Annotated in this window: 14 protein-coding genes; 10 read left to right on the top strand and 4 right to left on the bottom strand. The window is 67.5% G+C overall.

Features of this window, described 5'->3' with window-relative positions:
- Positions 1-28: 28 nt before the first annotated feature.
- The 5 genes from N0B15_RS08125 to N0B15_RS08105 all read left to right on the top strand — a co-directional run bounded on the left by N0B15_RS08125 (position 29) and on the right by N0B15_RS08105 (position 4,207).
- Positions 29-622: a DJ-1/PfpI family protein gene (locus N0B15_RS08125; protein ID WP_263019184.1), complete on the top strand. Its 594-nt coding sequence runs from the start codon at positions 29-31 to the stop codon at positions 620-622.
- Between the two features lie 130 nt (positions 623-752).
- A complete protein-coding gene (locus N0B15_RS08120) occupies positions 753-1,508 on the top strand; it encodes a hypothetical protein (protein ID WP_263019183.1) in 756 nt (251 codons plus the stop codon).
- Between the two features lie 160 nt (positions 1,509-1,668).
- Positions 1,669-2,850, top strand: coding sequence for an MFS transporter (locus tag N0B15_RS08115; protein ID WP_263019182.1), 1,182 nt, complete (start codon positions 1,669-1,671; stop codon positions 2,848-2,850).
- 30 nt (positions 2,851-2,880) lie between these two features.
- Positions 2,881-3,186, top strand: coding sequence for a MoaD/ThiS family protein (locus tag N0B15_RS08110; RefSeq protein WP_263019181.1), 306 nt, complete (start codon positions 2,881-2,883; stop codon positions 3,184-3,186).
- A gap of 103 nt (positions 3,187-3,289) precedes the next feature.
- Entirely contained in the window at positions 3,290-4,207 is a 918-nt protein-coding gene (locus tag N0B15_RS08105; protein ID WP_263019180.1) for a DUF7983 family protein, read from the top strand.
- Between the two features lie 120 nt (positions 4,208-4,327).
- Here the strand turns inward: N0B15_RS08105 and N0B15_RS08100 are convergent, their stop codons facing one another.
- The 4 genes from N0B15_RS08100 to N0B15_RS08085 all read right to left on the bottom strand — a co-directional run bounded on the left by N0B15_RS08100 (position 4,328) and on the right by N0B15_RS08085 (position 10,499).
- A complete protein-coding gene (locus tag N0B15_RS08100; RefSeq protein ID WP_263019179.1) occupies positions 4,328-5,995 on the bottom strand; it encodes an aldehyde ferredoxin oxidoreductase C-terminal domain-containing protein in 1,668 nt (555 codons plus the stop codon).
- A gap of 93 nt (positions 5,996-6,088) precedes the next feature.
- Entirely contained in the window at positions 6,089-7,633 is a 1,545-nt protein-coding gene (locus N0B15_RS08095) for an MATE family efflux transporter (RefSeq protein WP_263019178.1), read from the bottom strand.
- Positions 7,630-8,349 carry a TetR/AcrR family transcriptional regulator gene (locus tag N0B15_RS08090; RefSeq protein WP_263019177.1) on the bottom strand — a complete coding sequence of 240 codons (720 nt, stop codon included), beginning with the start codon at positions 8,347-8,349 and terminating at the stop codon, positions 7,630-7,632. Before N0B15_RS08090 ends, N0B15_RS08095 begins: the two co-directional genes overlap by 4 nt.
- A gap of 83 nt (positions 8,350-8,432) precedes the next feature.
- Entirely contained in the window at positions 8,433-10,499 is a 2,067-nt protein-coding gene (locus N0B15_RS08085) for an AMP-binding protein (RefSeq protein WP_263019176.1), read from the bottom strand.
- 237 nt (positions 10,500-10,736) lie between these two features.
- On the opposite strand from N0B15_RS08085, the gene N0B15_RS08080 reads away from it, so the two are divergent.
- From N0B15_RS08080 to N0B15_RS08060, 5 genes are all read left to right on the top strand, one after another.
- On the top strand, positions 10,737-11,498 hold the full coding sequence (locus N0B15_RS08080; protein ID WP_263019175.1) for a hypothetical protein: 762 nt from the start codon (positions 10,737-10,739) through the stop codon (positions 11,496-11,498).
- 109 nt (positions 11,499-11,607) lie between these two features.
- A complete protein-coding gene (locus N0B15_RS08075) occupies positions 11,608-12,195 on the top strand; it encodes a GNAT family N-acetyltransferase (protein WP_263019174.1) in 588 nt (195 codons plus the stop codon).
- Between the two features lie 45 nt (positions 12,196-12,240).
- A complete protein-coding gene (locus N0B15_RS08070; RefSeq protein WP_263019173.1) occupies positions 12,241-13,923 on the top strand; it encodes an acyl-CoA mutase large subunit family protein in 1,683 nt (560 codons plus the stop codon).
- A gap of 308 nt (positions 13,924-14,231) precedes the next feature.
- A complete protein-coding gene (locus N0B15_RS08065; protein WP_263019172.1) occupies positions 14,232-14,645 on the top strand; it encodes a DUF2178 domain-containing protein in 414 nt (137 codons plus the stop codon).
- 6 nt (positions 14,646-14,651) lie between these two features.
- Entirely contained in the window at positions 14,652-14,852 is a 201-nt protein-coding gene (locus N0B15_RS08060) for a helix-turn-helix transcriptional regulator (protein WP_263019171.1), read from the top strand.
- Positions 14,853-14,914: the final 62 nt, after the last annotated feature.

Genomic DNA, 14,914 nt, shown 5'->3' with positions numbered 1-14,914 from the left:
TCTGGCGTGGCCTATAGCCTGTGATACCATGACTGAGCACACGATCCTCATGCTCGCCGGTGATTACGTCGAAGACTACGAGATCATGGTGCCGTTTCAGGCACTCCAGATGGTCGGCCACGAGGTACACGCCGTCTGTCCCGAGAAGGAGGCGGGCGACACCTGCCCGACGGCGATCCACGACTTCGAGGGCGATCAGACCTACACCGAAAAGCCGGGACACAACTTCGAGTTGAACCACGACTTCGACGCCGTCGACCCGGCGGCGTACGACGCGCTCGTCGTTCCCGGCGGGCGCGCCCCGGAGTATCTGCGGACCTACGACGAGGTCCTCGAGATCGTCCGTCACTTCTTCGAGGAGGAGAAACCCGTCGCCGCGCTCTGTCACGGCGCGCAGATTCTCGCCGCGGCAGACGTGATCGAGGGCCGGGCCTGTACCGCCTATCCGGCACTCGAGACCGAGGTCGTCGGCGCGGGCGGCGAGTGGCGCGACGAGGTGACGCGCGACGGAAACCTCGTGACGGGGCAGGCCTGGCCGGACCATCCGGCGTGGCTCGCCTCGTTCCTCGAGGTCCTCGGGACGGAACTCGAGGAGACGGCACCGGTCGCCGCAGCCGACTGATACGGATCGTTGTAACGGTTTACCGGTGATTGCTGTCCCGGTCGAGCGATCACCGGCTGAAGAATCACAACAGACCGTATGAGCCGGGCGAAACGGCGCGTTTTTCGGGGTTGGCTCGTAAGCCCCCGGTATGGACGAGGCGACGCTCGAGCGGTGGTTCACGCGAGACCGGCGGAGCGAGCGGGTGGCGCTCTGTGACGCGACCGGCCGTGAGTACGACGCCCACTGGCTGTGTACGTCGGCGTGGAAGGCGGGGAACTTTCTGCGCCACGCGGGGGTGCGCGAGGGTGTTCGCGTCGGCGTCGCCGGTGACGGCCCGGTCGCGTTGCTCGCGTTCGTCGGGACGGCCTTGCTCGAGGCCGAGACCTGGTTCGACCCGCCGGAGGCGCTGGCCGACGAGCCGGACGTGCGAGCGGTCGTCGCGCCGAGTGGGGTGCTCGAGCGCTACGACCTCCCGCCGGGTGCCCAGCGCGTCGGCTACGGCGGGCGGCCCGAAGAGCCGGCGGCCCACCACCTCGACGCGGGGCTCTGGAGCGAGAACCCGTCGTTTCCGCCGCTCGAGATCGATCCCGAGACGCCGCTCGTACGAACCGAGCGAGGCTCGCTCACCCACGGGGCGGCGCTCGAGGCGGCGGAGACGGTCGCGAGCGAGTGGGACCTCGAACCCGGTACGTGCGTCGGTCTCGCCACACCCGTTGCCGAGACGCTCGCGGATCCGAGCGCGCTCGTCGCAGGTGTGCTCGCGCCGCTCGTCGCGGATGGGGTGACGGTCCTCCTCGACTCGAGCGGCGAGCAGCCAGCGCCAGCGCTCGAGTACGTCGTCGGCTGTGCGGTCCCCGGCGTCGAGCGACTCTCGGTTCCGGCGGACGCGCTCGGACTCGAGTGACCGCCGTTTCTCGTGTCGTGCGTCCCTGCGGTGGTACTGAGAGCAGTGGACGCGAACGGTTCCGCATGGTCCTCCTCGTACTGGTCACCGACTCGCGGTCCCACCACCGGGCAATCGAACGCCGCTCACTCGCCGATGCTCGCGGGTGAGGAGCGCCCGGATGGCCGTCGAAGCTGGCTCGGTCGCGATGGTCTTCACCTTCGGGACGCCGATGTCCTACGGCATCTTCCGCGACCCGTTCAGCGAGGCGTTCGGCGTCTCACCGCTCGCCCTCTCCGGCGTCTTCGCGATCATGCTCTTCGCACACTTCATCGGGTCCGGACTCGTCGGCATCTTCGGCTCGCGATACCCCGCTCGAGCGCTCCTGGGCGGCTGTGCGCTCGCGACGGCGGTGCTGGCACCGTCGCTCTACGTCACGAACACGCTCCCCGTCCTGGCGCTCGTGTTCGCCGTGCTCGGTCTCGCACTGGGGACGGCGTTCGTGGTCGTCGCCTCGGTCGTCCCCCGGTGGTTCGAGCGCCGACGCGGGGCGGCGACGGGGCTGATCTTCGTCGGAAACGGCGTCGGCCTCTTCGTGCTGCCACCGATCTGGCAGGGCGCGTTCGCGTCGGTCGGCGTTCGCCAGGGCTTCTTCCTCGTGCTCTCGGCCAGCGCGCTCGCGTTCGCGCTCGCCGCGACATGCTGTCGGCGACCACACTGGGCGGAGCACTCGCGTGCGAACGTCGGCGACCTGCTCGAGTGGCTCACACAGCTGAGCACCAGCCGCACGTTTCAGTTGCTGTTCGTCGGTATCGCCTTCTCGTTCGCGTGGTACCAGTTGCTCGCCGCCTACGCGGTCGACCTGTTCGCCGCTCGGGGGCTGACTGCCGCCGGCGCATCGCTCGCGTTCGGGCTGATCGGCGGCATCAGCATCGTCTCGAGAATCGCCAGCGGGGTCGTCTCGGACGTCGTCGGCGCTCGGCGTGCCTTTCTCGCCTCGCTCGTCTGCGTGACGCTCGGCATCGTGTTGCTGGCCGTTCCCGTGACCCCGGCGCTTGCGCTCGCATTGGTGCTGGCCGGGCTCGGACTCGGCGGGACCGCGACGCTCTACATTCCGCTGCTCATGGAGATCTACTCCCCGGAGCGAGACACCGCCATCGTCGGCGTCTTCAACGTCGCTGCGGGTCTCTCCGCGCTCGTGATGCCACCACTCGGCACCGCGAGCATCGCCTACACCGACGGGTTCGCCGTCGCGCTCACCATCACGCTCGCCGTCACGGTCGTTGGAACCGCGGCGGTCGTCGCCGGGACGGCCGCCTCACGCAGTACCGGCGTCGGACCGGCTACGGGCCGCGACCGGTAGCTTCACCGCGCTCGCGGCGCGATCGGAACTGTGGACCTCGAGTGTGTCTTTTTCGGACGGTTTCGTGCGGCCATCGGCGAACACCGGATCACGGTTCGAACCGACGGCGACACTGTCGGCCACCTCCTCGCCGACCTCGAGTCACGCTATCCGGCGCTCGAGGGGGACCTGCTCGAGCGCCCGTCGGCGTCGGCGACGGCCGAGTGCGCGGCGACCATCGCGGGGACGACGGTCGTCACGAGAGACGGGCGGAACGTCCGCCACCTCGAGGGTCTCGAGACGCCGCTCGAAGACGGCTGTGTGATCGGACTGGCGGCGGCGGGCTACGGCGGGTGAGCGTTCGTCGCGGTGGATCGGGGAGACCAGCGGTTCGCGCACTGACACGGTCCCGTCACCGCCCGGGTGGGCCTTTTTGTCGACCGGCGTGGCGGGGTTCAGTATGGAAGACGCCGTCGACTGGACCGACCTCCGGGAGCGCTGTGCGTCCCTCGAGCCGGGAACGGAACTGGTGACGCCCGTCTCGGAGCGTCGCTTCGAGGTTCGCGTGCGAGAGGAGGGCCGACTCGGCGTGCGGTTTCGAGACAGCGGCGAGACGCGCACACTCGAGCGCGACGGCTTCGAGGCCGTCGTGAGCCGCCTTCGAGAGGACGGACTCGAGCTATCCTCGCTCACCCCCGGCATCGAACCGTACGCGACTCTGAGCACGCTCTCGCCGCGGGTGGCCGTCGAGGGCGACCGACTCGTTCTCGGCGAGGACGAGGAGAGTCCGTACCTCGTCACGCCCGCGGCCGCTCGCACGCGCCCGGAGCGCCTCCACGACGACGCGCTGTTGCTCGCCGACGTACTCGAGCGCGTCGGTGACGAGCCGTTCGACCACCTCGAGACCGAGACGCTGACCGACCTCTACGTCCTGCTGTCCGACGTCAGCCGCGGGGCCGATCGGTTGCGCCGCGACGCCGGTAGCACGCTCGTGGGTCGGCTAGGCGGCGACCAGACGGTTCACGGCCGGTTCGGCTCGGTCCACCGAACGACGCGGACGCGACACCGACTGCGGGACAACGAGACCGTCCTCGACGCGCTCGACGACCACGGCATCCCGCGCGAGTGGGCCCTCGGCGTCGACGCCGAGAAACTCGACGTCGTCATCGCCACGACCGACCTCGACGCGTCGGAGGTCTACGACGAGGAGACCCAGACCTACGCCCAGAAGACGAGCGTCGAGGAAGGCGAGAAGTACGACCGACTCCAGGGACTCGCGGCGCGACTCGAGGAACTCGAGGGGCGCGCTGGCGACGAGCTTCGCGAGGATCTGACCCACCTCGAGCACCGACTCGAGGAGGCGCTCTCGGCGGACTGAGCGTGAACACGGGCGAGGGCAGCGACGAGAGCGCAGCAGAGAGAAAGAGGGGGGAGAGAAGGAAGGGGAAAGGATGGGAGAGAGGGAAAGAAAGAGTGCAGCGAGAGCGAGCGCGGACGATCAGTCGGCGGAGGGGGCGACCGTGTCGACGGTGGTCTCGGGGACGAGACCCTCGTCGGTCAGGCCGCGTGCCTCGTAGTACTCGGCGATGGCGGCGTCGAGGTCGGGTAACTCGTAGGGGAGCGCGTCGTCCTCGTGGTCGAAGCCGCGGCGGTTGTTGAAGTGGCGCTCTAGGAGGACCGTCCGCGCGCCGATCTCGAGTAAGTCCTCGTAGTCGGCGTCGAAGAGCGTTTCGAGGCGGTCTTCGGTGACGTAGTCGCCGGCGAACGCACAGACGATGCCGGTGTCGCGGAAGGCGTTGGCGTTCTCCATCTCGACGAGGGTGTCGGCCTTGCCGAGGGTGCCCTCGGGATCGAGGTCGCCGCCGTACTCGAGGCGGAGCATGGTGGCGTACATGTGATCGCCGCCGCGGTTGGCGACGGCGTAGGAGAGTCCCTGGCCCTGGATGACGCGGCCGTCGTGGGCGGCGAACTCCATGCCCTTGACGGTGTAGTCGTCGACGCCGAGCTGGTCGTGGACGCGGTGGACGCCCTCTGCGAGGTCGTCGCCGACCCCCTCGCGGTAGGCGATCTTTTCGGTGAGGTCGTGGGCGAGGTCGGCGTTGCCGAACTCGTCTTCGGCGGCGAGGTAGGCGGCGACGGTGACGCCTGCCGAGATGGTGTCGAGACCGAACTGGTCACAGAGTTCGTTGCCTTTCATCACGTCGACGATGTCGCCGACGCCCTGGATCGAACCGTAGGAGTAGACCGTCTCGAACTCCGGGCCTTCGGTCTCGAGACCGGTCTCCTCGTCGCGGGTCGGCAGCTTACAGGCGTAGGCACACGCCGAGCAGGCGGCCTTTTTGTACTTCTTCTCCTCGACGGCGTTGCCGCCGATGTCGGCGGCGTGTTCGAAGGAGTACTCCTGGAAGTACCGCGTCGGCAGCGAGAAGGTGTCGTTGATGAACTCCGTGCCGTTGGTGGTCCCCTGGCGGCGCATCATGTCGTCGGAGGTGGCCGCCTCGCGGTGGATGTCCGATGCGGGCGGGTTCGGAATCTCGATCTCGGGTGCGGCGTCGCCGTCGAAGGTGACGTACTTGACGTTCTTCGAGCCGAGGACGGCGCCGAGTCCGCCGCGACCGAACGCCCGCGAGCCGAAGGTCATCACGCAGGCGAAGCGAACCAGGTTCTCGCCCCCGGGACCGATGCTGATGCAGTGTTCGGGACCGAGACCGTGTGCGTCTTCGAGGTGGGCCGTCACTTCGGCGGTGGTCGCCTCCTCGAGTTCGGGCACCGCCTCGAACTCGACGCCGTCGTCGGTGACGTGGACGCCGAGTAACTCGTCGCTCGCGCCGGTGAGTTCGAGGACGCTGATTCCGGTGTCGACGAAGTTCCTCGAGAGGTAGCCTCCGGCGTTCGTCGAGACGAGACCGTCCGTCAGCGGCGAGAGACCGGTCATGTTCATCCGGCCGGTGAACGACATCTGAGACTGCTGGAGCGGTCCCGTCGAGAGGTAGGCACGGTTCTCCGGGTCGAACGGGTCGGCGTCGGCCGGGATGCGGTCGTAGGCGAGTGCGGTCGCCAGTGCGCGGCCGCCGACGAGCGTCTCGAGGAGGTCGTCGACGTTCGTTTGCGTCGCCGTTCGCTCACCGACGTCGACGGTGAGCAACGGGCCTTCAGCGTGGAGCATACCTCACGATTGTAACGGACGCCCTTAGGTGTACCTCAGGCGGTGTTGGCAGCCGGTTTCGCCTCAACGTCGCGGCTCTCGAGAGGGAGGTCGTCAGCGGTCGTCTACGCCGCCGTTGGCGACGGGTCCTGACGTCTCGTCGCCAGGCTGGGCGCTCGCGTCGCTGGCTGGTCCCTGCCCGCGCCGGTCGACGACGACACCTTCGACCCAGGTTCCCCGGAGGAAGTAGAGACCCGCGAGGACGGCCATGCAGACGTTCGCGATGGCTTCCCCGTACCAGACGCCGGTGGTGCCGTAGCCGAGCGGTTCCGCGAGGACGTAGGCGAACACCGCACGGAAGACGATGAAGCCGACGATGGCGAACACCATCGCGACGCGAGTACTGCCGCTGCCGCGAAAGCCGCCCTGGACGATGTAGAAGACGCCGAGGAAGACGAACGAGAGGCTGATGATCTGGAGGTACTCCGTCCCGATTCCGATCACCGTTGCCGCACCCTCACCGGTGACGAACGGCGAGACGATGGTCTCGGCGAACGTGTAGACGCCGACCGAGAACAGCAACAGCGCGCTCACGATGATCACGACGCCGGCGTAGACGCCGCGTTTCGCCCGCTCGACCTGCCCAGCGCCGAGATTCTGGCCGACGACGGTCTCGACACCGCGAGCGAGTCCGAGCGCCGGGAGGACGACAACCGAGGTGATCCGCGAACCGATGCCGTAGGCACCGACCGCCGCGTCGGCACCCGCGAGGGCGACGAGCGCCGTGAGGACCGTCACGCTCGCCGCAGAGGTACTCACCTCGACGCTTGCGGGTGCGCCGATCGAGAGGATCTTCGTGACCATCTCGCGCTCGGGGACGAAGTCGGCGGCCGTGAGCTGAATGCCGACCCGCCCGGAGAGCAACAGCCAGAGGCCGACGGCGGCGACGAGCGCCCGCGAGAGGACGGTCGCGATCGCCGCCCCCATCACGCCCAGGCCGTCGAAGCCGGTCGCCTCGTAGAGACTCGCCTCGAGCGACTCGAGACCCAGCCAGGTGAAGACGAGGTTGTCCTGGAAGCCGAGGATGAAGAAGGGGTCGATGGCGACGTTGAGCGCGACGCTCGCGGTCATCAGGTAGAGCGGGGTTCGGGTGTCGCCCCAGCCCTGGAGCAGCGACTGGAAGATGAAGAAGGCGAAGATCAGCGGCATGCCGATGAACTCGGCACGGACGTACTGGAGCGCGTAGGTGTACTCGAGCGTGCCGGGCCGGGCACCGATGAGCTGGAGCAGCTGTGGCGCGAGCAGGAAGCCGACGACGGCGAACATCGCGGAGACGACGAAGACGAACGTGACGGTCTGTCCGGCGACACTGCTGACGCGGTCGATGTTGCCCGCACCTTTGTTCTGAGCGACGAGCACGGTTCCGGCGACGGTGAAGCCGATAGCGAAACTGATGACGAGGAAGACGATGGCCCAGGCGTAAGAGAGCGCAGAGACGCCTTCGGGGCCGAGCTGGCCGACCCAGAACGTATCGGCGAGGTTGTAGCCGACGTGAAGCAGGTTCGTCAGGACGATCGGAATCGAGAGGACGATCAGCGGCCAGACGAGACCGCCGTCGACAACGTCGACGGCCCGGTCGCGTTTGGGACCGCCGCTCATCTCTCGCCCCCGTCGTCGCTCGCGTCGGGCCGTTCATCGACCCCGCGCTCGCCGTTGGGCCGCCCGTCGACACCCTCTACGTCACGACTCGCGTCGCTCGAGCCTGCGGTTCCGTCCGCGAAGAGCCGAGACTCGAGCGTCGCCTCGAGTTCCGCTCGGAGCGCAGGAACCGTCTCTTCTACCTCAGCCGTCGAGCGGCGAAAGCGCGCGCCGTCGATGGCGGTGACGACGAGCGTCGCGATGCGGTCGGGGTCGACCTCGCGGAAGACGCCTTCCTCGATGCCGCACTCGACGACGGTCTCGATCCGGTCGTGGAAGAAGCGACTGCTCCGCGTGAAGTGTTCGCGGTACGCTTCGTCGTGGGCCGCCTGCGCCTGCAGTTCCACCATCGCCCGCGTGAACTCCCGGCGCTCGGGATCGAGAGTATCTGGTAAGACGTAGCCGAGAATGCCTCGTAGATGCGCCGCGGCGTCGTCGTACTCGCGACTCGGGACGGTCGACTCGAAGTGCTCGAGCATGAACGCGAGGAACTCGAGCAACAGGTCGTCTTTGCTCTCGTAGTGGTGATAGAGCAGCGACTTACTCTTCGGGAACTCGTCGGCGATCCGCTGGATCGTCAGCCCGGCGTAGCCGTGGCGACACAGCGCGCGGTAGGTCGCCGCCATGACGGCCTCCTGGGTGTCTGCTGGCTCGTCGAAGGCGTCCGTCAGACCCATTGGTGACTGAACGTTCAGTCAGCACAAGAGGGTTGCGGTAGCGGAAGACTCTCGACGCGCCCGAGAACCGGCCGGGGCGACTCTCAGGTCTCTCCAGTGTGCCCCTCGGCGAGCGACTCGAGCACCTCCGGGTTGGCGACGCTCGAGAGGTCGCCGGGGTCCTCGCCGACGTAGACCGCCTCGAGTGCGCGACGGACGATCTTTCCCGACTGTGTCTTCGGGAAGGCGTCGACGACGAGCACCTCTCGCGGGCGAAACGGCTTGCCGAGTTCCGCGCCGACGTGGTCGCGGAGGGTCTCCCGGCGGTCGGGCGAGAGGTCGGTGTCGGACTCGAGAACGACGTAGGCGACGACGGCGGTCCCCGTCGTCTCGTCGGGGACGCCGACGGCGGCGGCCTGGTTGACCGCCGGGTGGTCGATGAGCGCCTCCTCGACCTCGGCGGGACCGACCTTCCGGCCGGCGACGTTGAGCGCGTCGTCGGCGCGGCCGTGGAGGAACCAGAAGCCGTCGGCGTCGCGCTGGGCCCAGTCGCCGTGGTCCCAGATGTCCGCCCAGGTCGACCAGTACTCGGCGAGGTAGCGCTCGTCGCCCGACCAGAGCGACTTCGTCATCGAGGGACAGGAGTCTCGCGCCACCAGAAAGCCACGCTCGCCGGCGTCTGCGACCGAGTTCCCCTCGGCGTCGACGATGTCGACCGCCATCCCGAGACCCGGCCCGCCGAGGGTACAGGGTTTCAGTGGCTGGGTCGGCATCGGCATCAGGAAGCAGCCACAGATCTCGGTGCCGCCGGAGATGTTGATGATCGGACACTCGCCGTCGCCGACTTCCTCGTAGAACCACAGCCACGACTCGCGGTCCCAGGGCTCGCCGGTCGAGCCGAGAATCCGCAGCGAGGAACAGTCGTGACCCTCGAGCGGCCCCTCGCCGTGTTTCCGGAGCGCGCGGATCGCCGTCGGCGAGATGCCGAACTGGGTGATGGCGTGGCGCTCGATCAGCGACCAGAGGCGGTCGGGGCCCGGATAGTCCGGTGCGCCCTCGTAGAGGACGACCGTCCCGCCGAGCGTGTGGACGCCGATCAGCGCCCAGGGCCCCATCATCCAGCCGATATCGGAGAGCCAGAAGAAGCGGTCCCCGGCTCTGAGGTCGAACCCGAAGTGCAGTTCCTTCGCACACTGTACCTGGATGCCCGCGTGCGTGTGGACGATGCCCTTCGGCGTTCCGGTCGTCCCCGACGAGTAGAGTAGCAGTGACTCGGCGCTCGAGGGGAGCGCTTTCGGCTCGTAGTCCGTGGGTTGGCTCGCGACGGCGTCGGCCCACCACTCGTCGCGGTCGGTCCACGGACACTCGAGCGCCTTGGCTCCCGCGTCTCTCTCGGCCCCCTCGGCTCCGTCTCGAGCGCCAGCCTCGTCTCGAGACCCCAGACGGTCGACCACGACCGTGTGTTCGACGCTCCCTGCCTCCTCGATGGCGTCGTCGGCGACGCGTTTGAGTGCCACCGGCGAGCCGCGGCGCTGGAAGCCGTCGGCGGTGAACAACACCCTCGCGTCGGCGTCGTCAAGCCGGGTGGCGACGGCGTCGACGCCGAAACCGGAGAAGATGGGAACCGCGATGGCTCCGACGGCGAAACAGCCGTAGAGGACCGGGACCACCTCGGGGACCATCGGCATGTAGAGGGCGACCGTCTCGCCCGTCTCGACGCCGCGTTCCTCGAGTGCGTTCGCGACCTGGTTGGTCTCGCGTGCGAGGTCGTGATAACTCACCTCGCGAACCGTGCCGTCTTCGCCCTCCCAGATGCACGCCAGCCGGTTTCGCTCGGGCGCGTCGCTCGCGGCGTGACGCGCGACCGTATTGTGTGCGAGGTTGAGTTTGCCGCCGGGATACCACTCGGTGAACTGCGGCCCGTCGGTGTCGTCGCGGACGGCGTCGTACGCCTCGAAGAACTCGATGCCGAGGTAGTCGACGAGTTCGTCCCAGAACCACTCGAGGCCGCTCGCCTCGACGCCCTCGAGCGGCGTGGGTGAACAGGTGCGCTCGAGCAGTTCGTCGTAGCCGTCGATGTCGTAGGCGTCCACGAACGCCCGGACGTTCGTCGACTCGACGAACGCCTGCGAGGGTTCGTGGACCACTCGGTCGTGCGAGTCGCGGTCCATAGTACGATTACTATTCGTCCGCCGACGGGAAGTACATTACCGCCTAGACAGCGAGCTGAACGACCACTCGAGTGGCGGCAGATTCGACGACTCCCCTTCGCACGAAACTGACTGGGAAACAACGCCCAGGCGATTCCAAACAGCACGACGCCTCAGCCGTCGTAATTTCACCAGAGGTTGACGTCGTCTAGTGATTCTCCAGAGCCATTATAGAATTGGCGTGCGATGCCAGAAGTGATGGCACCCCTCGAGTTCCACCCGACACACGCGGTCGTCTTCGGTGACGTCGACGAGACGACTCGGCGGGAGACGACAGCCGACGCTATCGAACGGGTTGCCCCGCTCGTCGAGCGAATAGGCATCCGCATCGATACCGATGGATTCGGCGAGGCGTACCCTGCGTATATCGAACGGTTGGCCGCGACGTACGATCGAACCGGCGCAGTCGGGGCCGGGTACGACGAGTACTGCTCGAGCAACACGACGGATGCTATTGCCCTCCTTCGAGAGATACTGCTGGTCGACACCTGGCACCTCGCGGTGTGCGTCCAGCACGTGCGCCTCGAGCGTGACGAACAAACGATTCTGCTGTACAACGCCGACCACCGTCAGTTCGACGTGGATGGCACCACGCACCCGGCAGCCAGAGACCGGCTCGAGGAGGCCGTAGACGGCATCGATGCGGGGGTGTTGCCGAGACGCACGCTCTGTCGGTGGAGCGCTGATGGCCACACCTACGAACTCTCACCGCCAGCTCTCTGTGTCGGCCGGACGTGCTTCGACCTAAGGAACCTCCGCGGCGTCGCCATCGACGACGAGTCGCGTACGATCCACCTCGAGTGGGAGCGCCGTCGCCCGTCCAATCCCGTGTTGGCAACGGTGGTCACCGCGTTCGAGCGACTGGGCCCCTCTCGGCCGCGCGAGCTTCGGTTCGCGTCAGCCGAAACGTTCGAATCGGCGAGAGACGGGTTCGCGTCCGTCGTCGAAGCGTTCGAGTAACGGTCGGTCGCCCCGGTTTCCCCACCGGGTCGAGCAAAACGCGGGCTGACTCGCCAAGCCGTCACAGGCCCCCACAAACCCTTTTGCCGGTGGTCGCGTCCGTCCAGGTATGTACGTCCGAGATGCGAAAAACCGAGAGGAGGTCTGGCTCTTAGACCACATCGAGGAGATGGGACTCGACGACACCGCCTTTCGCTCTCGAGACTACGTCGTCGCCATCGACGAGGAGACGAACGCGAAAGCCGGATTCGGACGCATCCGCATCCACACGACCGACGACGGCGAGGTCTGTGAACTGACCAGTATCGGCGTGCTCGAGGAGTGGCGTGGCCAGGGCGTCGGCGCACACGTCGTCGAGCGCCTCGTCGAGTACACGGGCGACGCGGACTTCGAGACCGTCTACTCGCTGACGAGCGGCAGTGAGTACCTCGCCCAGTTCGGCTTCCGACGGATCGACGAGGGCGCGCTCCCCGCCGTGTTGGCCGAGCGACTCGAGGAGAAACGTGAGGCGACCGACCCCGACGCGGTGGCGCTCGCGCTCGCCGTCGAGCGCTTCCGAGTGCCCGAGGAGTTGCGGGAGTCGTTCAAGGCGGCGAGCGAAGGGCGCGGTGGGGATGGCGGTGGCGAGGCGGAGACGCCGGAGGACTTCGGCATCGACCCGGCGACGGCGACCTACAAGTACGACACCGGCCGGTGAGGCAGTTTCTCAAGGTTCAAGCCCCGCGAGAGCGTTCGGACGCGTATGTTCGACGCCGACGACCTCGAGACGATTCGCGCCGCCCGGGAGTCGTGGGAGCGCGAGGCGGTCGACCCCGTTCTCGAGCGCTTCGGCGAGCGCCGGGAGACGTTCACGACCGACACCGGCGGCCAGCCAGTCGAGCGGCTCTACACGCCCGAAGACGTCGCCGACCTCGAGTACGAGCGCGACCTCGGCTTTCCGGGGGCGGCCCCCTACACCCGCGGGGTGTACTCGACCGGCTACCGGGGTCGGCTGTGGACGATGCGCCAGTACGCGGGCTTCTCGACGCCCGAAGACACCAACGAGCGGTTTCACTACCTGCTCGAGCAGGGCCAGACGGGGCTCTCGATGGCGTTCGACCTGCCGACGCAGATGGGCTACGACTCGGACGCCGCGATGGCCGCGGGCGAGGTGGGGAAGGCAGGCGTCGCCATCGATTCGCTCGCGGACATGGAGACGGTGTTCGACGGGATTCCGCTCGACGAGGTGAGTACCTCGATGACGATCAACGCGCCCGCCGCGGTGTTGCTCGCGATGTACATCGCCGTCGGGGACCGCCAGGGCGTCGACCGCGGGCAGTTGCGCGGGACGATCCAGAACGACCTCCTGAAGGAGTACATCGCGCGAAACACCTACATCTACCCGCCGGAGCCGTCGATGCGCCTCATCACCGACATCTTCGAGTTCTGCGCCGCCGAAGTCCCGAAGTTCAACACCATCTCCATCTCGGGCTACCACATCCGCGAGGCGGGCGCGACGGCGGCCGAAGAACTCGCGTTCACCCTCGGTGACGGCATCGAGTACGTCGAGCGCGCCGTCGACGCGGGTCTCGACGTCGACGAGTTCGCCCCACAGCTCTCCTTTTTCTTCAACGGCCACAACAACATCTTCGAGGAGGTCGCGAAGTTCCGCGCAGCCAGACGGATGTGGCACGACATCGTCGAGGAGCGCTTCGACGCCGAGGACCCGAAATCGAAACAGCTCAAGTTCCACACCCAGACCGCGGGATCGATGCTCACCGCCCAGCAGATCGAGAACAACGTGGTCCGGGTCGCCTACCAGGCGCTCGCGGCGGTCCTCGGCGGCACCCAGAGCCTCCACACCAACGGCAAAGACGAGGCGCTCGCGCTCCCGACCGAGGAGTCCGTCCGCACCGCTCTCCGCACCCAGCAGATCCTCGCCTACGAGTCCGGCGCGGCCGACACGGTCGACCCGCTCGCGGGCAGCTACTACGTCGAGGCGCTCACCGACGAGGTCGAACGCGACGCCTACGACCTCCTGGACGCGGTCGACGACCGCGGCGGTATGCTCGCGGCCGTCGAGAGCGGCTGGGTGAAACGCCAGATCCAGGACAGCGCCTTCGACCGCCAGCGCGAGATCGAAACCGGCGAGCGCATCATCGTCGGCGTCAACGAGTTCGAAATCGACGAGGAACCCGCGGTCAACGCCGAGGAAGTCACCGAGGAGGATGAGCGCCGACAGCTCGCCCGCCTCGAGTCCGTCCGCGAGAGCCGCGACGACGAACGCGTCGAGGCGACGCTCGAGTCACTGCGCGAGCGTGCTGCGGGCGAGGCGAACCTCATGCCCGCCATCGTCGAGGCGGTGAAGGCCGAGGCGACCGTCGGCGAGATCTGCAACGTCCTCCGCGAGGTCTTCGGCGAGTACCGTCCGGGCGGCGTGGTCTGACGGCGCAGCGGTGCGATTTTTCGAGGACGCACTCGAGCGAGGTCGCGAGCGGACGCCGAGCGCACCGTCTTCCCGCGGATCGGCGGTGAGTGCGGACACCAGAAGGGCCGACAGTCGGTGTAGCACCTGAACAGGGGTAGACGGTCAGTGCGAACACCAGAAGAGGGGCAGACAGTCAGTGCGAACACCAGAAGAGAGGTCGACAGTCAGTCGCGAACACTTGCACGAGCGAGCGATAGCGTTATGACTGGGTGTAAAGTACCCTTTACTGTAAAGCGTGCTTTACGGAAAGCACAGTTTCCACACCTATGACCACCACGACCACATCGGCCACGGACCGGCGGTTCACACCGCGACAGTATCGAATCGGAATGCACGCCTGCCTCGGCGTCGGCATCGTCGGCTACCTCGCGGGCCTGCGACTCGAGGTCCCGTTCGTCGCGCTGGGAATCTACTGGGTGGCCTTTCTCGCCTTCCTCGCGGTCTGGAAGGGGAGCCCGGTGACGCTCTACGACGAGCGCCACGACGAACTCGAGAAGCAGGCGGGTGCGCTGACGATGGGCGTCGCCGGAGCCGCCCTGATCCTCGTCGGCCCGGCGCTGCCCGCCCTGGGCGCACTCGGCTACGAGGTCTCCGACGTCGTCTTGGGGGCGCTCTTCGGCTACGCCGCGCTCTTCGGCGTCTGGGCGGTGGCCTACGGGGTCGTCTCGAGGTACTCCTGAGAACCGATGGAGAACGACTTACGCGAACGCCGCGACGAGGCCGGACTCAGCCAGGCCGCCCTCGCCGAGGCCGTCGGCGTCACCCGCCAGACGATCAACGCCATCGAACGCGAGCGCTACGACCCCTCGCTCGAGTTGGCCTTCACCCTCGCGGCCTTCTTCGAGTGTTCGATCGAGGAGATCTTCGAGCCGGAACTCGAGGAGTGACTCGCGGGAAATCGTTCTCGAGTGCGTCAGTCCAGTGGTTCTGCACCCGACCAGTACACACT

This window comes from Natronobiforma cellulositropha (assembly GCF_025629245.1).
GTDB lineage: Archaea > Halobacteriota > Halobacteria > Halobacteriales > Natrialbaceae > Natronobiforma > Natronobiforma cellulositropha.
This window is presented reverse-complemented; position numbering and strand designations above follow the sequence as displayed.